The 21543-nt window shown below is 60.6% G+C and carries 19 protein-coding genes; 11 read left to right on the top strand and 8 right to left on the bottom strand.

Going from position 1 to position 21543, the window contains the following annotated elements; all coding sequences use genetic code 11:
* Positions 1-4 precede the first annotated feature (4 nt).
* Together PIB16_RS08130 and PIB16_RS08125 are read left to right on the top strand one after the other, a co-directional pair.
* Positions 5-754: a hypothetical protein gene (locus tag PIB16_RS08130; RefSeq protein WP_271045377.1), complete on the top strand. Its 750-nt coding sequence runs from the start codon at positions 5-7 to the stop codon at positions 752-754.
* Between the two features lie 221 nt (positions 755-975).
* On the top strand, positions 976-1908 hold the full coding sequence (locus PIB16_RS08125) for a ribose-phosphate pyrophosphokinase (RefSeq protein WP_003522877.1): 933 nt from the start codon (positions 976-978) through the stop codon (positions 1906-1908).
* 223 nt (positions 1909-2131) lie between these two features.
* Here the strand turns inward: PIB16_RS08125 and PIB16_RS08120 are convergent, their stop codons facing one another.
* Genes PIB16_RS08120 through PIB16_RS08105 form a run of 4 tightly spaced genes read right to left on the bottom strand, consistent with a single transcriptional unit; the run spans position 2132 to position 5600 of the window.
* Entirely contained in the window at positions 2132-2980 is an 849-nt protein-coding gene (locus PIB16_RS08120) for a phosphatase PAP2 family protein (protein WP_078051794.1), read from the bottom strand.
* On the bottom strand, positions 2970-4478 hold the full coding sequence (locus PIB16_RS08115) for an ArnT family glycosyltransferase (RefSeq protein ID WP_271045376.1): 1509 nt from the start codon (positions 4476-4478) through the stop codon (positions 2970-2972). The genes PIB16_RS08120 and PIB16_RS08115 overlap by 11 nt, the downstream gene beginning before the upstream one ends.
* A complete protein-coding gene (locus PIB16_RS08110; RefSeq protein ID WP_031233742.1) occupies positions 4453-4740 on the bottom strand; it encodes a lipid-A-disaccharide synthase N-terminal domain-containing protein in 288 nt (95 codons plus the stop codon). Before PIB16_RS08110 ends, PIB16_RS08115 begins: the two co-directional genes overlap by 26 nt.
* 20 nt (positions 4741-4760) lie before the next feature.
* Positions 4761-5600, bottom strand: a complete 840-nt coding sequence (locus tag PIB16_RS08105; RefSeq protein WP_271045375.1) for a glycosyltransferase family 2 protein — start codon at positions 5598-5600, stop codon at positions 4761-4763.
* 189 nt (positions 5601-5789) lie between these two features.
* On the opposite strand from PIB16_RS08105, the gene PIB16_RS08100 reads away from it, so the two are divergent.
* Positions 5790-8054 (top strand): methyl-accepting chemotaxis protein, encoded by a 2265-nt coding sequence (locus tag PIB16_RS08100; protein ID WP_271045374.1) that lies wholly within the window; start codon positions 5790-5792, stop codon positions 8052-8054.
* A 132-nt stretch (positions 8055-8186) separates the two neighbouring features.
* On the opposite strand, the gene adh is transcribed toward PIB16_RS08100, so the two are convergent.
* The 3 genes from adh to PIB16_RS08085 form a co-directional block, all read right to left on the bottom strand.
* On the bottom strand, positions 8187-9704 hold the full coding sequence (adh, locus tag PIB16_RS08095; protein ID WP_065655717.1) for an aldehyde dehydrogenase: 1518 nt from the start codon (positions 9702-9704) through the stop codon (positions 8187-8189).
* Between the two features lie 173 nt (positions 9705-9877).
* Positions 9878-10837 carry a helix-turn-helix domain-containing protein gene (locus tag PIB16_RS08090; protein ID WP_065655946.1) on the bottom strand — a complete coding sequence of 320 codons (960 nt, stop codon included), beginning with the start codon at positions 10835-10837 and terminating at the stop codon, positions 9878-9880.
* 105 nt (positions 10838-10942) lie between these two features.
* A complete protein-coding gene (locus PIB16_RS08085) occupies positions 10943-13027 on the bottom strand; it encodes a putative bifunctional diguanylate cyclase/phosphodiesterase (RefSeq protein WP_271045373.1) in 2085 nt (694 codons plus the stop codon).
* 305 nt (positions 13028-13332) lie between these two features.
* Here PIB16_RS08085 and PIB16_RS08080 point away from each other — a divergent pair, with 305 nt between their 5' ends.
* From PIB16_RS08080 to PIB16_RS08060, 5 genes are all read left to right on the top strand, one after another.
* Complete coding sequence (locus PIB16_RS08080) at positions 13333-13941, top strand: 50S ribosomal protein L25/general stress protein Ctc (RefSeq protein WP_065655715.1); 609 nt, start codon at positions 13333-13335, stop codon at positions 13939-13941.
* A gap of 295 nt (positions 13942-14236) precedes the next feature.
* On the top strand, positions 14237-16624 hold the full coding sequence (locus tag PIB16_RS08075; RefSeq protein WP_271045372.1) for a putative bifunctional diguanylate cyclase/phosphodiesterase: 2388 nt from the start codon (positions 14237-14239) through the stop codon (positions 16622-16624).
* 17 nt (positions 16625-16641) lie between these two features.
* Entirely contained in the window at positions 16642-17355 is a 714-nt protein-coding gene (locus tag PIB16_RS08070) for a substrate-binding periplasmic protein (RefSeq protein ID WP_125145538.1), read from the top strand.
* Positions 17356-17444: 89 nt separating this feature from the next.
* Positions 17445-18161, top strand: a complete 717-nt coding sequence (gene pth / locus PIB16_RS08065) for an aminoacyl-tRNA hydrolase (RefSeq protein ID WP_271045371.1) — start codon at positions 17445-17447, stop codon at positions 18159-18161.
* A 7-nt stretch (positions 18162-18168) separates the two neighbouring features.
* A complete protein-coding gene (locus PIB16_RS08060) occupies positions 18169-18621 on the top strand; it encodes a GNAT family N-acetyltransferase (RefSeq protein WP_065655712.1) in 453 nt (150 codons plus the stop codon).
* A 3-nt stretch (positions 18622-18624) separates the two neighbouring features.
* Here the strand turns inward: PIB16_RS08060 and clpS are convergent, their stop codons facing one another.
* Positions 18625-18936, bottom strand: coding sequence for an ATP-dependent Clp protease adapter ClpS (gene clpS, locus PIB16_RS08055; RefSeq protein WP_065655944.1), 312 nt, complete (start codon positions 18934-18936; stop codon positions 18625-18627).
* 241 nt (positions 18937-19177) lie between these two features.
* On the opposite strand from clpS, the gene ychF reads away from it, so the two are divergent.
* The 3 genes from ychF to PIB16_RS08040 all read left to right on the top strand — a co-directional run bounded on the left by ychF (position 19178) and on the right by PIB16_RS08040 (position 21518).
* Positions 19178-20281, top strand: coding sequence for a redox-regulated ATPase YchF (gene ychF, locus PIB16_RS08050; RefSeq protein WP_271045370.1), 1104 nt, complete (start codon positions 19178-19180; stop codon positions 20279-20281).
* A 299-nt stretch (positions 20282-20580) separates the two neighbouring features.
* Positions 20581-21054 carry a MaoC family dehydratase gene (locus PIB16_RS08045; RefSeq protein ID WP_065655710.1) on the top strand — a complete coding sequence of 158 codons (474 nt, stop codon included), beginning with the start codon at positions 20581-20583 and terminating at the stop codon, positions 21052-21054.
* Positions 21051-21518, top strand: a complete 468-nt coding sequence (locus PIB16_RS08040; RefSeq protein WP_065655709.1) for a MaoC family dehydratase — start codon at positions 21051-21053, stop codon at positions 21516-21518. The genes PIB16_RS08045 and PIB16_RS08040 overlap by 4 nt, the downstream gene beginning before the upstream one ends.
* The last annotated feature ends 25 nt before the right edge of the window (positions 21519-21543 follow it).

Here is a 21543-nt window from a genome sequence, read left to right as displayed (position 1 = left end):
TCGCATGAGCCGGACGGGGTTCACCCCCCTTTTTCCGGCCATCATTGTTCCAGCGATGATGCTGGCCCTGTCAGGCTGCAACACGACGGAAGCGCTTACACCGCAGGTGGATGTCGGCCACAATGCCTCGCAGTCGACACCCGTGACCCAGGGCGATCTCGACCAGATGGCCGCCGCCGCCGACCGCGCCCCCACGGGCGCTCCGGCAACCGCAACATCCGTTCCCGCCTATGCACCGCAAAACTCGTTGCAGGCGCAGGCACAGGCGCTGTCCAACGGCAGCCAGTATGGCGAGCCGCTTCGCCAGAACCAGACCGCAACCCAGCCACCGGCCGCCGCTCAACCCGCTGCCGCGCAGCAGACGGCATCGCTTGCGCCCGCCTCTTCCGCAAACTCCATCCGCTTCCTGCCGATCATCGGAGCGCCGGTTCAGGCGGTGACGCCGCTGTCGCGCCAGCTCGGGGCCGAAGCGCGGGCGAAGGGTCTGACCATCCGGGCCTCAAACGACAATTCGGCCGAAAACATCCTGAAGGGATATTTCTCCGCCTTTGCCGATGGCGCCAAGGTCAATGTCGTCTACGTCTGGGACATTCTGGACGCCAATGGTGTGCGGCTTCACCGCCTGCAGGGGCAGGAAACGGTGGCGGCCAAAGGCAGCGATCCATGGGCCGCCGTGACCGACAGGGTCATGCAGGATATCGCTGCAAAAACGCTCAACGACTATTCGTCATGGAAGCAGTCTCAACAGGGATGAGGTGAAAACGGCGGGAGAAGTCACAGAGATTTCACGAAAATCATTGCGAAAGCGCGGAGTCCTCTTGCAATCGGAAGCAACAGCGCTATTAAGGCGCGCATGGCAACAAGGCGTATCCGGCAAAGGCTTTTCAGCCGGATGTTCCTCCCCTTGAACGACGCTTGGTTACGGTGGATTGAGCCCCGTGATGCAAGGCGATGGCATGGAAACAGGCGGCCGCAATGAAGGTTTTCGCAGGCAATTCGAACCGGCACCTTGCCGAAGCGATCTGCAAGTATCTTAATGTTCCTCTCGGAAATGCCACTGTAAAGCGGTTTGCTGACCAGGAAATATTCGTAGAAATCAGCGAGAACGTGCGCGGCGAAGACGTTTTCATCGTCCAGTCCACCTCCTTCCCGGCAAATGATCATCTGATGGAGCTGCTCATCATGATCGACGCCATGCGCCGCTCCTCTGCCAAGCGTATTACCGCGGTGCTTCCCTATTTCGGTTACGCCCGCCAGGACCGCAAGGCCGGCCCCCGCACCCCGATTTCCGCCAAGCTCGTCGCCAATCTGATCACCGAAGCCGGCGCCGACCGCGTTCTCACCCTCGATCTCCATGCCGGCCAGATCCAGGGCTTCTTCGATATCCCCACCGACAATCTCTTCGCAGCGCCCATTCTCGCCCGCGACGTGAAGGACCATTACGACACCAACAATGTCATGGTGGTTTCGCCCGATGTTGGCGGCGTGGTTCGCGCCCGTGCACTCGCCAAGCGTCTGGACTGTCTTCTGGCCATCGTCGACAAGCGTCGTGACCGTCCGGGCGAATCCGAAGTCATGAACGTCATCGGCGATGTCTCCGGCAAGGACTGCATCCTCATCGACGACATCGTCGATTCCGGCGGCACGCTCTGCAACGCCGCTGAAGCGCTGCTGAAAAAGGGCGCCACCAGCGTTACCGCCTATATCACCCACGGCGTGCTTTCCGGCGGCGCGGTTGCCCGTGTTGCTTCCTCGAAGCTGCGCGAACTCGTCATCACTGACAGCATCCAGCCGACCACCGGTGTCCAGTCCGCGCATAATATCCGCGTGGTCAGCACCGCAGGCCTGCTCGGCGAAGCGATCAACCGCACCGCACAGGAACAGTCGGTTTCCGGCCTGTTCGACTGAGCAGCTGCGGCAAACCTCGACAACCGTTCTACGGATTTCCGGGCAGTTTGCGTTCCATGTTGAAATCGCTGGTTGCCTCGACGTCGTCCTCGGCCCTGCGCCGAGGATCCAGCCATGTTGAATGAAATCAACAGGTCGCAGATCCTCGGAGACCCGAGGATGACGCAGGAGTGTCTGGCGCGCTTCGTCATTCACCTCATTGAAGCGAACTCCGAAGTTCCCCTTAAGACGATGCCGCACCCGCATCCGGCGGCCGTTGCAGACGTGAGGCTGCGGCCTTGATTTTCGGCCACCAGCGCCGAACCCGGGTCAGGACAGCATGGCGACCGTTACGCCAGATGCTGACCGTATCGGCTGTGACCGCATCGCCGGTAAACAGATGGCGATGACGTCCGATCACCAGCGCCCGGTAGAGAAACAGGGTTGTGAGGGCGGAAAACAGGATGGACATCACCACATCGCTGAGGAAATGCCCGCCGGCCGCGATGCGCAAGCCGGACATGAGGACGATCATGCCGGCGGCGATGCCTCCCATCACCAACCGTCCGCGCCGTTGCAGCCGGGGCCAGACGAGCACGCAGAGCGGCAGGAAAAAACTGGCGATCAGCGCGGTTTCGCCGGAAGAAAACGAGCAGTTCGAATAACATTGCGCACTGTACTGAAAAGGCGGCGTGAAAAGCTGCTGCCCGCCGAATTCGGTGACGCTGAACGGGCGCGCGCGACCGATGGTCGCCTTGAGTACTCCATTGACGAGAAGCCCGGCGCACAGGATCACCGGCCCGCACAGAAAGGCCCAGACCCGCCAGCCGGTTCTCTGCAGCGTGCCCAGCCGAAGATTGCCGACAAGGATCGTGAACGCCAGAAGGGTGGCAAGCTCCGTACCTTCGCGCAGCGTATCCCGCAACCATTCGGGAAACGGCTCACGGCCGGACCATGGCTGCTCGACGGGCGAGAAAAACAGGGCGGAGAATCTCAGATCGATGGAGGGAAAGGTCGCGAACAGGATGACGAGCGCCAATGTCGCGAGTGTCACCCAGATCGTGATCCGCATATGCGAAAGATCATTGTCCATTGCTGCCCTCCGGCATGCATCGCGGCAGCAGGCGCCAGAGTCCGATTTCCCTGCCCTCAAGGAAACCCGGCCCGGCGGTCCAGCGGGCGACCGGCGCCTCGCCGGCAAGGCAGGCCGGCAGGCCATCCGCACTTGCCAGGAACAGGGGATTTTTCGCCTCGCCCGGTTTCAGCGGGTAAAGAAGCGCATAGTGACTGGAAGGCACGCCGGTCTCGGGCAGCGCGCGCGTCATCACCTGTTTCTCATCCCGAAGCTGATAAAAAAGCTCGGCAAGTATCGAACGGTCGGTAGCGACGATGGCGTCGGCACCCGCCTCGCGCGCCCGTAACAGACCGGTCGACACCAGCTCGGCGCGCCCGAGATACCGCGCCATCGCCAGTTCACCTTTCGGCAGGCGCAATTGCGTTCCAGCAATGGTCATCAGCGGCAGCGCGATGGCCACGATGCTACCAAGTACAAGCGTGGACACGGTAAGCCAACGCCGCGACGCCAGGACCGGCACCGCCAGCAGCACGCCGGCCGCATAGGCCCCGACCGCCCAGTTGGCGAGCGCCCGTGACATCAAACCCTGCGCGGTAATCAGAAGAATGATCGGCACCGAAAGAGCGACCAGCGCCCGGGTTTCGGCATTTTTCGCACGAATTGTTGCAACGATCATGCCGACGAAAACGAATGGTCCGACCACACCCGCCTGGGAGAAGAAGAATTCCAGCGCGGAACCGATCTTCAGCTGGACGCCATGCCAGTTCGCATTATCCGCCGTATGGCGTGCGGTCATGAAATCATGCGCCGCGTTCCACCACAGATTGGGCGCGATGACGGCAGCGCAGACCAGCGCAGCAATGACCGCGTCACGCAACCGGATGCGCCATGCGTCACAAAGCCAGCCGGCGGCGATGAAGCAGGGCAGAAAATAGATCATCGCATATTTCGAAATCAGCCCGAGGCCGAAGCAGAGACCGAGGGCGATGCTCCAGCCTAGCGCCGCCCTGCCCTCGCTGCGGGCGAGCGCAAGCTTCCGCACGGAGATCATCGTCAGCACGATGAACAGCATCATCGGCGTATCGGTCGAGATCAGGAGGCTGCCGAGCGTTACGGCCGGCAAGGTCAGATAGATAAGGGCGGCCAGGGATGCCAGCCTGACATCATAGATCATGCGGCCGAGCGCAAGAATGGCCGCCGCCGCGACGCCATGCACCACGGGCGCGGCCAGCCGAACCTGAAACGTGCCCTCGCCGCCACCCAGAACGGTTGCCGCGCGAATGAGCCAGCCGATCAGGGGCGGCTTGGAATAGGCGCCGAGCGCCATCTCCCTGCCCCATAGCCAATATTGCGCCTCATCGACGAAAAGGTCGGTGCGGTTGAAGGCCAGCCCAACGACGCGCAGCGCGGTTACGAGGACGATCGCCGCGAATGCAAATGTCAGCCACCGGCGCTCATCGCCTGCCTGCTCGTAAGGCAGGGTCGCCGCCTCATGCATGCTGGCGGCGTTCGGCATGAATCAACCAGAGATTTCGGGCATAGATGAAAAGGCCGGACGCCTGACCCAGAATAAAGACCGGATCGCGCCGCCAGATGGCGTAGGAAAGCAGCACCAGACCGCCGAGAACGGAAAAATACCAGAAGGCCACCGGAATGACCGAGCGGTTCGCCCGTTCCGAAGAAATCCATTGAACCAGAAAACGCATGGTAAACAGCATCTGGCCCATGAAGCCGGTGCAGACCCACAGAAATTCCTTCCAGCTGTTCACATGCAGCATGGACCATAAAGCCGGTGCATTCACGGCGATGTCTCCGTTTTGAAAGTTTCAGCCCAGCTTGAGCGCTTTCGCCGGCGCAGCAGCCAGGCGACGCCGATCAGGTCGTGGATGCCGACAAGCGCGCGGCCGATATTGGTGTAATGGGAGTTCCCGTGCAGCCGCGCCCGGTGCGTGACGTCGACATGGGTGACCTGCCAGCCGTCGCGATTGAACAGCGCCGGGAAATAGCGGTGGTGATGATCGAAATAGGGCAAGGCGAGATAGGCGTCGCGGCGGAAGGCCTTGAGGCCGCAGCCGGTGTCGCGCGTGCCGTCCTTTAAGATCCGCGCCCGAAGCCCATTGGCGAAGCGGGAGGAAAGACGTTTCCCAAGCGTATCGCGCCGACCGACACGCTGGCCGGCCACAAGACCGAGCCGGCTGGGAGCGCCTGCGGAGAGAAGCGGCGCGAGAAGAGCCGGCAGATTGTCCGGCGGGTTCTGCCCGTCTCCATCCAGCATGCAGATGACAGGCGCATGCGCCGCCTGCACACCGCTGTGGATCGCCGCAGACTGTCCGCCCTGACGATCATGCCGGACGAGCCGCAGCATCGGGTAACGATCGCCAAGCGCAAGCACCGCATCGACCGTGCCGTCGGAAGATGCGTCGTCCACCACCACGATCTCGAAGGCGCCGACGGGCTGGCAGGCGGCAAAAATCTCCGCCACGAGCGTTTCCACACTCGCTTGCTCATTGTGCATGGGCACGACAACGGCGAAATCCGGCCTCGGTTTCACGCTGGCTCCGTCATATCCGTCCGCACTCAGTCCGCAGACATCATTGATAGTGGCGAGAGAAGGAGCGCGGAAAGCTTGCATGAACATGAACAGCCGTTGAACTTCACTCGATATGCGCCCGTTCTATTGCAGTTTTATTACGGGAAACGCGTCAGTGGCGGCCGGCTATTTTTTCACGGCATGCGGGAAACAATCGTACAATTCCCAGCACTTTTAACGCGGCCGTAAACAATTTTTGCCACGGTATGGCCACGTTTTTTGGGGGGAGGAAACAGGATGCCGGGTGTAAGTCCGACTGCTGTCAAAGCTAAATCATTGTCGATAAAGGCCAAATTCGCAGCGCTCGTCACGGGCGCAACGCTGGTTTCATGTCTTTCCGTGGGGCTGTTGTCCTATGAGATGGGAAAGTCGGGACTGATCGACGCCAGCGAAATCAGGCTCGAAACGGTTGCAGGCAACCAGTCCAAGCAGCTTGATGCCTATACTTTGCGCGTCGAACAGAGCATTTCCGAACTGTCGCAGAACGCCGCGGTCGCACAGGCGCTGGAAACGATGACCACCGTCGTGCCGACGGAAAGGGATGCGATCATCCAGGCTTTCCGGCGCGAGGGCGTCTCCGAAGAGGAGCGCGCCTCTTTCAACGGCGAAGGCCTGCGACTGCTTTACGCCATTCGCCACGCCACCATCAACGCCGCCATCGCCAGCGTCTGGCGCAACACCCGTGTCAGCGACATCTATGTGATCGACAAGACCGGCCTCATTATTTACACCGTGACCAAGGGGAAGAACTTCCTCACCAGCGTGACGGAACCGCAGAACGCCGCGATCAAGGACCTGTTCGACCGCATCGAAGCCGGCAAGGACGGCGTGGTCAGCACCACAGGTTTCACTGGCGGCGAAAATGATTCGGCCATGATCGGCATGCCGCTCGCCGTCTCCAACTGGGGCCAGCTCCAGCGCAAGGGCGCCGTCATCATGCGCATCGCCGCTGATCGCATCGGCGCGGTGGTGACGCCCGAGGAAACCGGCAAGACCATCGATGACGCCGTTCTCCTGAGCGCCGACGGCAAACGTCGGGCCGGCGTACTGTCGGGCGGTGCTGACGCTGCGGTTTCCGAAAGCCTCGCCGCCCTTTCCAACGCAAACAACGCCGGAACGGTGATGGCGCAGACACCTGCGGGCAACATCTTCTATGCCTATCGTCCGGTCTCCGTCTTCGGCCAGAAACATCTTTTGGCCATCGGCCAGCAGGAAAGCAAGGTTCTCGCCGCCGCCAACGATCTCGCCTTCTGGGCAACGGTTGCGACGCTGGCCGTGCTTGCGATCATGACGCTGATCGGCATTTTCGTTTCCGCGAGCCTGACCAAGCCGCTGACCGGCCTTGCGGGGCTGATGGAGCGCCTGAACGGCGGTGAAAACAACATTGAGATCAAGGCCGTTTCCCGTGGCGACGAGATCGGCACCATGGCGCGCGCGCTGGAGTCCTTCCGTCAGGGCATTCTGGACAAGCAGCGCATGGAAGCCGAATCCCATCGCAAGAGCGAAGAACTGGACGAAGAACGCGCCCAGCGGGAAATGGAAAAGGCAAGAAGCGCGAAAGAACTGGAAGAGGCTGTCGAAGCACTTGCCACCGGTCTTGCCAATCTCGCGGCCGGCAGGCTCGATCTCCGCATCGACAAATCCTTCGTGCCGTCGCTCGATCATCTGCGCATCGACTTCAACAACTCCATGGCAGGCCTGGAAGCGACCATCTCCAACATCGGCGAAAGCGCCAATGCCATCCGCTCCGGCTCCGGCGAACTGAAAAGCGCATCGGAAGACCTGTCGCGTCGCACCGAACGCCAGGCCGCAGCCCTTGAGGAAGCGGCAGCGGCACTCGGAGACATGACGCAGGCCGTCAATCTCTCGCTGTCGCGCTGCAATGTCGCCGTCGAGGCGACGGCGGGCACGATGCAAGATGCGCACAAGTCCACGGCTGTCGTTAAAGAAGCGATCGTGGCGATGGAACGCATCGAGACCTCGTCGGCCAAGATCCGCCAGATCATCGATGTCATCGACCAGATCGCCTTCCAGACCAATCTGCTGGCGCTGAATGCCGGTGTGGAAGCCGCCCGCGCCGGCGAAGCCGGCAAGGGCTTTGCCGTTGTGGCACAGGAAGTTCGCGAGCTTGCCCAGAAATCGGCAGCTGCCGCCCGGGACATCACGACGCTGATCGCCACCTCGGCGGGCGATGTGGAAAGCGGCGTGGCGCTGGTGCTGAAGACGGGTGAAAGCCTCGAGCAGATCCAGAAACGCATCCAGTCAGTCAACGACCAGATCGGCGAGATCGCCACCGCATCACGCGAACAGTCCGGCCGCCTCAGCGAAATCAATGCCTCCGTCAACGAACTCGACCATGTAACGCAGCAGAACGCGGCCATGGTGGAGGAAACGACGGCCGCCGCTTTCTCGCTATCCAGCGAGGCGGACGGCCTGACCGAACAGGTGGGGCAGTTCTCGGTCGGCGGCCTCCGCCAACGGGACCAGCGTTACGCGGCATAAACCGCAACGAAAAAAGGCCGGAGGCGAAACCTCCGGCCTTTCTGTTTGAAGCCGGGCTCCCAGGGGCCGAAGCCCCTGGGAACACGCCGGCGATCTGGCACCACAGCCCCTCGCCGGCTTCCGGGGAGGACCTCAGAAGAAACCGACCTTGTTCGGGCTGTAGGACACGAGCAGGTTCTTGGTCTGCTGGTAATGATCGAGCATCATCTTGTGGGTCTCGCGACCGATGCCCGACTGCTTGTAGCCGCCAAAGGCAGCGCCCGCCGGATAGACGTGATAGCAATTCGTCCATACGCGGCCCGCTTCGATGCCCCGGCCGGCCCGATAGGCAATGTTGGTATCGCGGCTCCAGACGCCTGCGCCCAGACCGTAAACCGTGTCATTGGCGATTTCGAGCGCCTCTTCCAACGTCTTGAAGGTGGTGACGGAAACGACCGGGCCGAAGATTTCCTCCTGGAAAATCCGCATCTTGTTGTTGCCTTCGAAGACGGTCGGCTGGATGTAATAGCCATCCTTCAGATCGCCCGTCAGCGTCTTGCGGTCGCCGCCGGTCAGAACCTTGGCGCCTTCCTTCTTGCCGATCTCCAGATAGCCCATGATCTTGTCGAACTGTTCCTGCGAGGCCTGCGCGCCCAGCATGGTCGACGGATTGAGCGGATCGTCCTGGCTGATCGCCTGAACGCGCTTGATCGCCTTTTCCATGAAGCGGTCATAGATCGATTCATGCACCAGCGCACGCGAGGGGCATGTGCAGACCTCACCCTGATTAAGCGCGAAGAAGGCGAAACCTTCGAGCGCCTTGTCGAGGAAGGCATCGTCCTCGTTCATCACATCGGCGAAAAAGATGTTCGGCGACTTGCCGCCCAGCTCCAGCGTGATGTTGGTGACGTTGTCGGCCGCATAACGCATGATTTCCTTGCCGACCGAGGTGGAGCCGGTAAAGGCGATCTTGGCGATGCGGTTGCTCTGCGCCAGCGGCTTGCCGGCTTCGAGGCCCGTGCCGTTGACGATGTTGAGGACGCCGGGCGGCAGCAGGTCTTCGATCAGTTCCATGACGATGAGAATCGAGGCCGGTGTCTGTTCCGCCGGCTTCAGCACCACGCAATTGCCGGCGGCAAGCGCCGGTGCAAGCTTCCACGCAGCCATCAGGATCGGGAAGTTCCACGGAATGATCTGGCCGACCACGCCGAGCGGCTCATGGAAGTGATAGGCGACCGTATCGTTGTCGATTTCGCCGATCGTGCCTTCCTGGGCGCGGATGCAGCCCGCGAAATAACGGAAATGGTCGATGGCGAGCGGAATATCCGCATTGGTGGTTTCGCGCAGCGGCTTGCCGTTATCCCAGGTTTCGGCACGGGCGATGAGATCGAGATTGTCCTCGATCCGCTGGGCGATCTTGAGCAGGATGTTGGAGCGCTCCGTCACGCTCGTCTTGCCCCATTTGTCGCGGGCCTTGTGGGCGGCATCCAGCGCGAACTCGATGTCGGATGCGTCCGAACGCGGCACTTCGCAGATCTTGTGGCCGGTCACCGGCGAGAGATTGTCCATGTAGCGGCCGGATTTCGGCTCCACCCATTTGCCGCCGATGTAATTGCCGTATTTCAGCTTGAAGGGCGCTTCGCCCGCTTTCTGCTGAACCTGAATGTTCATGATTTCATCCTCCCTGATGAAAACGATCCGCAGCGGACCGCATGGGAGGAAGGTGGGCCTAGATGGCGCGGTTCGGTAGAGGGGCGACGCGGTTCCGCAGCGCACATTGTCTCACATCTGCGACAAAGCCGCGTTGATCCGGCGCGATCGGCCGGATCGCAACCACAAGGACGTCAATGAACGTCGAATTTCTTCATCTTGCGATGAAGCGTGGCCCGGCTGATGCCGAGCAAGGACGCGGCCTGCGTGACATTGCCGTTGGTGCGCGACAACACGCGCCGCAACGCCGAGCGCTCCGCTTCCGCAAGATCGGAACCGCCATCGTGGCGTTGCTCCTGAAGAACATCGGCGGCGGGCAGTCCCTGCGCGATGCGGGCATCGTCCAGCTTCAACGCAAGGCGTGCGGCACGGGTCGCGCCCAGCACGAGATCGTCCTGATCTACGGCGAGCAGCGACAGCGCCGCTCCGAACCCGCTCGGCACGACGACGATGCGCGCACCCGGAAAGGCGCGGCGGAAAAGATTGCCCTCGATACGCTGCGCCGCATCCTTCACCGCCTGGGTGACGAAGGAGAAAGTCATCTCGTTGATGTCGTCGCGGCAGGTGGAAATATCGAGCGCGCCGGTCACCCGGCCGGTATGATCGCGGATGGGAGCCGTGGTGCAGCAGAGTTCGGTATTCGACGTGAAGAAATGCTGATCGCGGTAGACCACCACCGAGCGCTCATCCACCAGCGCCGTGCCGATACCGTTGGTGCCCACGCTTTCTTCGCTCCAGACCGCCCCGGACCAGAGGCCAAGCGCACGGAAATCACGGTCATCGCCCGAAGCGCCGCGCCGCTCCAGCGCAACGCCCTGCGCGTCGGTCAAAAGCAGGCAGCAGCCGGATCTGCCGACGCTTTGGAAAATGCGGTCGAGTTCATCCGTGCTTTCGGCAATCAGGCCGGCCGCACTTTCGCGGGCGCGGCGGAACTCATACTCGCTGAGAAAGATCGGCTTGCGGTTTTCCTCCGGTGCAAGATGATGTTTGACCATGCAGCGACGCCAGGAGGCGACAATCGGAGAACTTGCGGCTGCGGAACGATGGCGCGCGGTTTCATACACGCGTTCCGCATGGGCGATGTCTGTCGGCATACGCTCCTCCCAAAGCTTTTCGGCGATGGTGCGCTGGAAGCGGCCATGTTTCAACAAAAAATTTCGCGACCGGCCTTGCCGGGCGCAGCCGCAGGTGCCGCCGGACTATCGGACCGCCTTGAAATAACGCCGGCCGGCGGTAACGTCCGTTTCATCCTCGGCCGAAAGGAACGTATCGTCCACGAGATTGGCGATGGAGGTCAGCGGACCGGGCTTGCCGAAAAAGAAGCCCTGCACCTGCAGGCAACCTTCACGCCGCAGGAACTCGATATGGGCCTTGGTTTCGACTCCTTCCGCAAGCACCGGAATATTGAGGCTGTGCGCCAGAATGAGCGTCGAGCGAACGATCGCCTCCGACTGCACGTTGGTCGACAGGCCATCGATGAAGGCCCGGTCGATCTTGATCTTGTCGAAGGGGAAGCTCTGCAGCGTCGAAAGCGAGGAATAGCCCGTGCCGTAGTCATCCATGGCGATCTTGACGCCGAGCGACTTGAGTTTGCGGATGGTGACGAGCGCGTGGCGGTGGTCGGCGATGATGCTGCCTTCGGTAATTTCCAGCTCGAGCCTTTCCGGCGCAAGTCCCGTTTCGGCAAGAATTCTCTCAACCTTGTCGGGGAAATCATTATCCGCAAGCTGCTGCGGCGCGACGTTAACGGCAATGGCGAGTGACTTTTTCCACCGCGCAGCCTGCGCGCAGGCTTCTCTCAGAACCCATTCGCCCAGTTCGACGATAAAGCCGGTCTGTTCGGCGATCGGAATGAATTCGGTCGGCGAAACCATGCCCCGTTCGGGATGGTTCCAGCGCAAAAGCGCTTCGAAACCGACGATGCTGCCGCTTTTGGTGTCGTTCTGCTGCTGGTAATAAAGCTCGAACTCGTTGTTGGCGAGGCCGCTGCGCATGGCGACGGCCAGCACGTTGCGCTCACGCGCGGCCTCGTCCATGGATTTGTCGTAAAAGCAGATCGTATCGGAACTGCCGCTTTTTGCCCGGTACATGGCGACATCCGCCTGGGCCATCAGCGTATCGGCATCGATGGAGCCGGTATTGCGAACCGATATGCCGACGCTTGCGCCGACCGAAAATGTCTGTCCGTTCCATTCCACCGGCTTGCTGATCTGCTCGATCAATCGCTGGGCGAATTCCGCGCCGTCGGCGCGGGTGTAATAGGAATGGGTCATCGCCACGAATTCATCGCCGCCCATGCGGGCCAGAAACTCTCCGGTCTTCAGCACGGAACTCGCGCGGTCGGCGATGGCGCGCAACACGGCGTCGCCTGCCGCATGGCCATGCACGTCATTGATTTCCTTGAAACGGTCGAGATCGATGGACAGAAGCGCCGTATGCGCCCCCATCGAGACATGGCGTGTGCGGCGATTGAGATGTTCGATGAATGCCGCCCGGTTGGGAATGCCCGTCAGCGGATCGTGCAACGAAAGATGGCGATAGCGGGCAACCGCCTGCTGGGTGGACTGCGCATCGATGACATAAGTGGAAAGCCCGAGCGCCAGAAGCAGAAGCGTCACCGCAATGGCGCCTCCGCCCATGATGGCCGGCGGCAGCAGGTTTTCCGGAATGACGATGCGCGGGTCGAAGGCGAAGGACATCGACGCCATGCCGGTATAATGCATCGAGGCGATGGCCAGGATGAGAAACGCCACCGCGCTATACTGGCAGAAACGGTTGAGGGGCCGGGAAATGCGATTGACCGCAATGGCGCCCAGCACCGCCCCCAATATCAGCGAGGCGACGACATAGGCCCGGTCCCAGAAAATCATGCCTTGAACATTATAGGCGGCCATGCCCGTGTAATGCATCGCCGCAATGCCGAGGCCGAGGACGACTCCGCCGGCTTCCACCAGCACGCTGCGCCCGCCATAGGCGGAAATGCCGAAACCGGCAGTCGTCGTGGTAATGGCGATCAGAAGCGACAGCCCGGTGAGATAGGGATCGTATCCCACATCGCCCGCTGCGACATAGCCCAGCATCGCCACGAAATGGGTGGTCCATATCGCCGCCCCGCCATTAACGCCCGCCAGAAACAGCCAGTTGACCTTCTGCACGCCCGTCGCCAGACGTGCTTTCGAAAAAAGGCGCATCGACACGAAACTGCCCAGCATACAGACGAAGACCGCTGCGGCGGTGTATCGATAGTCGTGATCGATGGTGAGGCACTGGAGAACTTTGAGCATTGTCATCTACGCAATTGGAATTTTGCATAGCCTTATCATTCGCCAAGTTTTCACCCGGTTTATGTGCATGGATAAGCATATATTAAAGGTTGCAACAAACGAGTGAATTAGTGAAAACTAATAAAATTACAAAGCGGCACCCGTCAAAAACGGGCCGCTCTTGTCTTTATGCACCATTTGTATTATAGCGCCCGCACCCGTGTAGACACCCTTGGAGGCAACGCGGGCGGGATGGCCTTTGGCCTCTCCGGTTCAGGCCGCTTCGTTCGGCGTGAACTCTCCATATAACCTCGAAAGGAATTGCCATGAGCAAAGAATCGTATGAGCTCAAGGCCGAGGCGCGCGAACGAGTTGGTAAGGGGTCCTCTCGTGAACTTCGCCGCAACGGTTTGATTCCCGCTGTCATCTATGGTGACAAGCAGGCCCCCATTTCCATCGCGCTCTCGACCAACGAAGTCACCAAGCGTATCCACGCTGGCGGTTTCATGACGACGGTTGCGACCATCGACGTCGACGGCAAGAAGATCAAGGTTCTCCCGAAGGACTACCAGCTTGATCCGGTCCGCGACTTCACCATGCACGTCGACTTCCTGCGCGTTTCGGGCAACACGCTCGTCAACGTCGAAGTTCCGGTTCACTTCGTCAACGAAGAAAAGTCGGACATCAAGATCGGCGGCGTTCTGAACATCGTTCGCCACACGGTGGAATTCCACTGCCCGGCCAACGACATTCCGGAATTCATCACGGTTGATCTCGCTGGTCTGAAGATCGGCGACAACGTCCACATTTCGAATGTGAAGCTGCCGAAGAACATCACGCCGGTTATCGCCGACCGTGACTTCACGATCGCAACGATCGTTGCTCCGGCCGCTGGCGTTGCAGAAGAAACGACCGAAGAAGCTTCCGAGGAATAATCGGCGACCGCAAGGCCGACAGCTTTGAACAATGAGGCCCGTTCCGTTTTCGGAACGGGCCTTTTAGTTTTTATGAACTTTAAAACCAGAAAGCTTGCCATCCTCACCTGATACGCAACCCGTTTCAGTGTCGATTAACACTTCCATGAAACGATACCCTCGCGCTGTCGTGGAACACCGGCCGGGCTGAGGAAATGCGTGGGAAAACAGGCTTTTGCCGAAAACCCTAGCAAAACCCTCCGGGCGGAGGAAACGGGCGCAGCAAGTCTGGGGCAAAGGGTAGCTGCAATCGAACATGGCTCATTCCGTCGAAAGTCGCTTTATCGCGATTGTTTCCGGCGCACTTCTTACAGTGGTCGCCCCGCTCTTCACGCTTTTGCTGACGCTCTCCTACCACGAAGCCATTCGCAGCCAGCGTAACCACCTTGAGATTCTGCTGTCGACCAATGCGCAGGCGCTTGCCCGGCCCCTGTGGGACCTTGATGACGACACCATAAACCAGATTACCGGCACCCTCATTTCCGACCCCGTGATCAGGATGGTCGAGGTCAGGGATACCTCCGGCCAGCTCGATATCGTCCAGACGGCCGACAGCGACATCATTCAGGATGCCGCCTCGACGACGCGCGAAGTGACCTACAAGACCACGAAGGGCTCCGTCACGGTCGGGCAACTGACGATCTATTACGACAATGTCAGCCTTCTGACCTCTTTGAGCCGCACCGAACTGGCCTTCATCACGATTTTCATACTCGCCGTCCTCACCATCGTTCTTGCCGCCATCGCCGGCAACCGTTTCATGGTCATCCGCCCGCTGATGCGGCTCGCGGCCGCCATCGAGGCGACGCGGCGTCTCGGCTCGCGCCACCACGTCGACTGGCGCTCGAAGGACGAAATCGGCCGGCTGGCGAAAAGCTTCAACGAAATGCAGACCCAGCTCGAAAAGGAAGAGCTGGAGATCAAGAATGCGCATGAGCGCAAGACGGAAATCTACAACCGCACGCCCGCCATGCTGTTTTCGCTCGACAGGCACGACCGCATTGCCGCCGTCAGTGACTATTGGGTGCAAGCGACCGGTTACGACCGCACGCGGATACTCGGCCTGAATTTCGCCGACCTCATCCATCCCGATGACCGGCTTCTGTTCCAGCAGCGCAAGACGGCTCATCCCCTGCCCGATGCCTCACATAGCGGCATTACGGTCCGCTTCCATTGTATGGATGGCAGCGTCATGGATGCGCTCATCCTCGAAAAGGCCCTTGATTCCGGCGATGCGGCCCATCAGAGCACCTGCCTCTGCGTCATGACGGACGTGACCGAACTGCGCCAGTCGGAAAAGCGCAACCGCCAGCAGGCCATTTCCGACCACCTGACCGGCCTTTTCAACCGCCAGGGCTTCGAGGCCATTCTCGACCTGCAAATCCGCGATGCGGACCGCAACGGCAGCGAGCTGGCCTGTCTGTTCATCGACCTCGACCGGTTCAAGGCGATCAACGACAATCTCGGCCATGCTGCGGGCGACGCCGTTCTCAAACAGTTCACGTTGAAGCTCGAACCGCTGCTGACACCGCTGGACAGCGCATCGCGGCTGGGCGGCGACGAATTCGCCATCCTTCTGGCCGGTGACAAGGTGGAAGAGCGCGCCCTGCAATTCTGCGAGCGCATCTGCGCCATGCTCGACACGCCCTTCGACATCGAAAGCAACAGCATCCGCCTCAGCGCCAGCATCGGCATGGCGGTCTATCCCCTGCACGCCGCCAGCGCCTCCGAGCTTTTGCAGAATGCCGACATGGCCATGTATACCCGCAAGCGCACGGGCAAGAACGGCTCGCAGGTTTTCGACAGTTCGATCATGGACCGTGCGCGCGAACATGCGGAGCTGGAACGGGATATCGCGCAGGCGCTTTCCGAAGACTGGTTCGAGGCCTATTTCCAGCCGATTCAAGACCTCGCCACCGGCCAGACGGCGGGTTTCGAGGCGCTGCTGCGTCTCAACCACCCGGACAAGGGCCTGCTTTCCCCGGCCACAATCGTCAGCCTTGCGGAAGAAAACGGCACTATCCACCGCATCGGCAATGTCATTCTCGATCAGTCGATCGCCAATCTCGCCCGGCTGTCGCGCCTGCCGGGCATGGAACAGACCTATGTGGCGGTGAATTTCTCGCCCCTGCAATTCGAACCGGGATTGCCGACGCGCATCGCCGGCGTTCTGCACCGCCATGGCATTCTTCCCAGACGGCTGGTCATCGAGATCACCGAAGCCGTTATCATGAAGGACGATCCGCAGGTCCGGGCGATCCTCAATGCCATCCACCAGCTCGGCTGCCGCATCGCGCTGGATGATTTCGGCACGGGTTATTCCTCGCTTAGCTATCTCAGCCGTTTTCCGGTCGATATCGTCAAGATCGACCAGTCCTTCACCCGCTCGATCTGCGACGACAGGATGGACATCAGGCAGCGCAATCGCATGCTGGTCGAAGGCATCGCGGCCATCTCGCACAAGATGAACTGCGCCGTCATTGCCGAGGGCGTCGAGACGGAAGAACAGAAGGCGCTTCTAAGCGATATAGGCGCGGATTTCGGGCAGGGTTATTTCTTCGCGCGTCCGCAGCCGGTCGAAAGGCTTATCTCCTCACTCGACACGGCGTCCGGGCAAAACCGCGCCGCTGCGCGGCAAGCATGAACCGGCAGGGGGCAGCCATGGGATTGATCCGCTTTTGCCTGATCTTTCTTGCACTCGCCGCTCCGGCCAGCGCGGCCAAGCTCTTCCTGACCACCGAGGTCTATCCGCCCTATAATCTGCAGGCCAGCGACGGCAGCGTGCGGGGTGTCTATTTCGAACAGCTCAGAACCGTGCTCGAAGACACCGGCACCAGTTACGAGGTCGCCGTCATGCCCTGGGCGCGGGCGATCGCACTGGCCAGAACGCAGGCCATGCACTGCGTCTTCGCCGCCGCGAGAACACCGGAGCGGGAAAAACAGTTCAAATGGGTCACGCCGATCCATATCGACCGCAACATTCTCGTGGCGCGCCGCAACGCGAATATCGAAGCCTCCAGCCTTGAGGAAGCCAAGAAATATCGGGTGGGAACCCAGCGTGGAGATTACACCGAAGCGCTTCTGGAAAAGCTCGGTTTCCCGCAGGTGGATGTCGGCGCAGATTTCGAGATCACGCTTCACAAGCTCAAGGCCGGCCGCATCGACCTGATGCCCATGTCTGAAAGCACCTTCAAAAGCCTGCCCGCCGACACGTTCAGCGAAGTGATAACTCTCTCGCGGCAGCAGCTTGGGCTTGCCTGCAACAAAAGCGTGCCCGACGAGGTCATCGCGAAATTACAGGCCCGGCTGGACAGGCTGATCGCCGATGGAACGCAGCAGCGAATATTCGACCGCTACAATCTCGTCAGCCCCTGAGCCCATCCGAAACTCCATAAAAAGATTGACAGCCGGCGGTTTTCGGGGTGGTGACAACAGCATCATCAGGCAAAACGCGGACATGCCCCATGAAGATCATAGCAGGACTTGGTAATCCCGGCGCGCAATATGCGGGAAACCGTCACAATATCGGCTTCATGGCCGTCGATGCGCTGCAGCGCCTGCCGTCCTTTGCGCCCTGGTCGAGAAAATTCAAGGCGGAGATTTCCGAAGGCGAGATCGGCGGCGAAAAGGTCCTGCTGATGAAGCCGCTGACCTATATGAACCTTTCGGGTGAGTCCGTCGGCGAAGCCATGCGCTTCTTCAAGCTTGCGCCGGCAGACATCATCGCCATCCACGACGAACTGGATTTGCCGGCCGGCCGCGCCCGCATCAAGATCGGCGGCGGCCATGGCGGTCACAACGGCCTGAAATCGCTCGACGCCCATTGCGGCAAGGACTATCGCCGCCTGCGTCTCGGCATCGGCCATCCCGGTGACAAGGAGCGGGTGCACGGCCACGTGCTCGGCGATTTCGCCAAGGCAGACCGGGTCTGGCTCGATCCGCTTCTGGACGCCATTGCCGACAATGCCGCCATGCTGGTGAAAGCCGAGGATTCGCAGCTGATGAACAAGCTGGCGCTCACCGCGGGCACCAACCCGGAAGCCGAAAAGCCGGCCAAGGCAGCCAAACCCGCCGCACAGTCCCATATCCATCAGGCACGCAACAGCGCCCAGCCGAAAAAGCTGCCGGAAACCGGCCCGATGGCCGAAATGCTGAAACGCATGTTCAGCAAGAAGGACTAGATCGCGGATGTCTTCCGAGCCCATCGTCCTGCGGGCAGCCGGAGCCGGCGACCTGGCCGGATTGCTTCACCTTTACCGGGCGCTCAATCCGTCCGACCCTGAAATGATGGCAGAAGAAGCGAACACGGCTTTCGCAGCCATGCTCGCCCAGCCGGGCCTGACCGTGTTTCTTGCGACCGAAGGCGAAGAAGCGGTCGCCACCGCCACGCTACAGATCGTTCCGAACCTGACGCGCGCCGCCCGCCCCTATGCCCTTATCGAAAACGTGGTGACGCTGGAAAACCGTCGCGGCCGCGGATATGGCCGCGCGGTGGTGCGCCATGCCGTCGAGGCGGCTTTTGCGGCGAACTGCTACAAGGTGATGCTACTGACCGGGCGACAACGCCCGGAGGTCCACGCCTTTTATGAAAGCTGCGGTTTCGTGCAGAACAAGACGGGCTTTCAGATCCGGCAGGATTAACGCTTACTCCTCCGGCTCGGTGGTGAACATCAGCGGAAAACCCGCTTCCTTGCCGAGATCGGTCGCTTCCTTGGCCTTGGTCTCGGCAATATCGCGCTCGCAGACAACGACGACCGCGCTGCCGAAGCGGTGCGCCGTCATCATCACCCGGTGGCCGGTTTCCTCGCTCATGCGGAAGACGGCTTTCAACACCATCGTAACGAACTCACGCGGCGTATAGTCGTCATTCAGCAGAATGACCTTGTAGAGCTTCGGCCGCTCCAGCTTCGGTTTGACTTTCGGTTTCGGCTTGAGATCGACAGGACTGTCACTCATCATGGTCGCTCGTGCCTGTCGCTCATCGCGGTAGTTCATGGGAAAACCCCGTTGATGACGAAAGATCGATCGCTTGACCGGCTTATATTGCGCCGCAACCGCAGCATCGGCAACCCTGCCCGAAATTCAGCACCATTAAAGGGGCTTTGCCCGCACAAATCGGCCCGCGGGCTTGACCTTGCCCTGCCCTTTCCGCAAAAGGCTCCTCAACGAATTCTTTCAAACGGACAGGTTTCAAGCCATGGGCTTCAAATGCGGTATCGTTGGATTGCCAAATGTCGGCAAGTCCACTCTCTTCAACGCGCTGACGAAAACGGCAGCGGCGCAGGCGGCCAACTATCCCTTCTGCACCATCGAGCCGAACACCGGCGAAGTGGCGGTTCCGGATGCGCGCATGAAAATCCTCGCCGACATTGCCGGCTCGAAGGAAATCATCCCCACCCGCATCTCCTTCGTGGATATTGCCGGCCTGGTGCGCGGCGCATCGAAGGGCGAAGGCCTCGGCAACCAGTTCCTCGCCAATATCCGCGAAGTGGACGCCGTGGTTCACGTTCTGCGCTGCTTCGAAGATGACGACATCACCCACGTCGAAGGCCGCATCAACCCCGTGGCCGATGCCGAAACCATCGAGACCGAGCTGATGCTTTCCGATCTCGAAAGCCTTGAGCGCCGCACGGAACAGACCCGCAAGCGCGCCACCGGCAAGGATAAGGAATCGCTGGCGCAGTTGCCGCTGATGGAAGCCTCGCTGAAGCTCCTGAACGAAGGCAAGCCGGTCCGCACCCTGCTCTCCACGCTGGATGCCGAAGAACTGCGCATCCTTCAGGGCCTCAACCTCCTGACCGCGCATCCGGTCCTCTACGTCTGCAACGTCGCCGAAGGCGACGCCGTCGACGGCAACGAACATACCAAGGCCGTTGCCGAAATGGCGAACGCCCAGGGTGCGGAATCCGTCGTCATCTCCGCGGCGATCGAATCCGAAGTCGCACAGCTTCCCGATGAAGAGGCGAAGGAATTCCTCTCCGCCCTCGGGCTCGAGGAAGCAGGCCTCGACCGCCTGATCCGCGCCGGCTACAAGCTGCTCGATCTCATCACCTATTTCACCGTCGGCCCGAAGGAATGCCGCGCCTGGACCATCGAGCGCGGCACCAAGGCCCCGCAGGCCGCCGGCGTCATCCACTCCGATTTCGAACGCGGCTTCATCCGTGCCAACACCATCGCTTACAACGACTATGTCGCCTTCAAGGGCGAAGTCGGCGCGAAGGAAGCCGGCAAGGCTCGCGACGAAGGCAAGGAATATGTGGTTCAGGACGGCGACGTCATCCACTTCCGCTTCAATACCTGATCCGGCCTTTGGCGACCTCGATAGGGTCGCTGAGAGGGGTAGCCGAACATTGCGGCACGGTTTCTTCTCCCCGCCGGGGAGAAGGTGGCCCGAAGGGTCGGATGAGGGGGCTAGCTCTGGGTTTATCTCTACCCTCGCCCCCTCATCCCGCTGCCGCGACCTTCTCCCCCTCGGGGAGAAGAAACACGTGGCTCCCCGCTCGCCCCATTCCTCTGCATTGCATCCTCGATTTGACCTTTACGTAAAGGGAAAAATCATTTTAGATGCCGTCGATATTGACTGTGCGAAGGGAGGAAACCATGACGCCGGTCGCGACATATGCCTATGAGGATTTTTCCGTCGGTCGGGAATTTCCTTTGGGCCCGCAATCGATCTCCGCAGAGCAGATCATCGCCTTCGCCAGCGAATTCGACCCACAGCCGATGCATCTTTCCGAAGAGGCTGGCCGCCAGAGCATTCTCGGCGGCCTGGCGGCTTCCGGCTGGCACACCTGCAGTCTGCTGATGCGGATGATGGCGGACAGCTACATTTCGAACTCGACCTCGCAGGGCAGCCCCGGCATCGATTTCGTCGACTGGAAAAAGCCGGTTCTGGCGGGCGATACGCTTGTCGGAAAATCCATCGTGCTGGAACAGCGGCCCTCCGCGTCGCGCCCCGGCATCGGCCTCGTGAAATTACGCCACGAGCTTTATAACCAGCGCGGCGTTCTGGTGTCGCACGGGGAAAACACCGTGATGTTCCTGATGCGCGGCAATGGAGGCGTTGCAGCATGAAACTGGCAGAACTTTCTCCCATCGGCGAACGTGTCACCCTCGACACACTGCATTTTTCCGCCGAAGACATCATCCGTTTTGCCCGCGATTTCGATCCGCAGCCCTTTCATCTCGACGCGGAAGCCGCAAAGAACAGCGTTTTCGGCGCTCTCTGCGCTTCCGGCTGGCACACCGGCGCAGGCTGGATGAAATGCTTCCTCTCTCACTGGGCCAAAGAGGTGAAAAGGTTGAAGCTACAGGGCCTTGAGCCGCCCAAACTCGGCCCCTCCCCCGGCTTTCGCGAACTCAAATGGAAAAAACCGGTCTTCGCCGGAGACGATGTCACCTATTTCGTGACCCTGCTCGACACCCGAGCGCTGGAATCCAGAGCCGGCGTCTGGCTGAACACCACATTTAACGAGGGCGTCAACCAGTCGGGAGAAACAGTGATGACCTTCCAGAGCGGGGTTCTGGAATTCGAATAGAAAAGCGTCGGGGCAATAGCGTCAT

The sequence above is a fragment of the Agrobacterium sp. ST15.13.015 genome (assembly GCF_027871645.1).
In the GTDB taxonomy this organism is placed as follows: domain Bacteria; phylum Pseudomonadota; class Alphaproteobacteria; order Rhizobiales; family Rhizobiaceae; genus Agrobacterium; species Agrobacterium leguminum.
Note: the sequence above shows the minus strand (reverse complement) of the source record. Positions and strands in the feature narration are given on the sequence as shown.

Coding starts and splice junctions, on each gene's coding strand:
- PIB16_RS08115 (WP_271045376.1), bottom strand. CDS start 4,478: ATGCCGAACGCCGCCAGCATGCATGAGGCGGCGACCCTGCCTTACGAG.
- adh (WP_065655717.1), bottom strand. CDS start 9,704: ATGAACATTCAGGTTCAGCAGAAAGCGGGCGAAGCGCCCTTCAAGCTG.
- PIB16_RS08120 (WP_078051794.1), bottom strand. CDS start 2,980: ATGGACAATGATCTTTCGCATATGCGGATCACGATCTGGGTGACACTC.
- ychF (WP_271045370.1), top strand. CDS start 19,178: ATGGGCTTCAAATGCGGTATCGTTGGATTGCCAAATGTCGGCAAGTCC.
- clpS (WP_065655944.1), bottom strand. CDS start 18,936: ATGAGTGACAGTCCTGTCGATCTCAAGCCGAAACCGAAAGTCAAACCG.
- PIB16_RS08100 (WP_271045374.1), top strand. CDS start 5,790: ATGCCGGGTGTAAGTCCGACTGCTGTCAAAGCTAAATCATTGTCGATA.
- PIB16_RS08105 (WP_271045375.1), bottom strand. CDS start 5,600: ATGTTCATGCAAGCTTTCCGCGCTCCTTCTCTCGCCACTATCAATGAT.
- PIB16_RS08085 (WP_271045373.1), bottom strand. CDS start 13,027: ATGCTCAAAGTTCTCCAGTGCCTCACCATCGATCACGACTATCGATAC.
- PIB16_RS08080 (WP_065655715.1), top strand. CDS start 13,333: ATGAGCAAAGAATCGTATGAGCTCAAGGCCGAGGCGCGCGAACGAGTT.
- PIB16_RS08130 (WP_271045377.1), top strand. CDS start 5: ATGAGCCGGACGGGGTTCACCCCCCTTTTTCCGGCCATCATTGTTCCA.
- PIB16_RS08060 (WP_065655712.1), top strand. CDS start 18,169: ATGTCTTCCGAGCCCATCGTCCTGCGGGCAGCCGGAGCCGGCGACCTG.
- PIB16_RS08075 (WP_271045372.1), top strand. CDS start 14,237: ATGGCTCATTCCGTCGAAAGTCGCTTTATCGCGATTGTTTCCGGCGCA.
- PIB16_RS08125 (WP_003522877.1), top strand. CDS start 976: ATGAAGGTTTTCGCAGGCAATTCGAACCGGCACCTTGCCGAAGCGATC.
- PIB16_RS08110 (WP_031233742.1), bottom strand. CDS start 4,740: ATGCTGCATGTGAACAGCTGGAAGGAATTTCTGTGGGTCTGCACCGGC.
- PIB16_RS08070 (WP_125145538.1), top strand. CDS start 16,642: ATGGGATTGATCCGCTTTTGCCTGATCTTTCTTGCACTCGCCGCTCCG.
- pth (WP_271045371.1), top strand. CDS start 17,445: ATGAAGATCATAGCAGGACTTGGTAATCCCGGCGCGCAATATGCGGGA.
- PIB16_RS08040 (WP_065655709.1), top strand. CDS start 21,051: ATGAAACTGGCAGAACTTTCTCCCATCGGCGAACGTGTCACCCTCGAC.
- PIB16_RS08045 (WP_065655710.1), top strand. CDS start 20,581: ATGACGCCGGTCGCGACATATGCCTATGAGGATTTTTCCGTCGGTCGG.
- PIB16_RS08090 (WP_065655946.1), bottom strand. CDS start 10,837: ATGCCGACAGACATCGCCCATGCGGAACGCGTGTATGAAACCGCGCGC.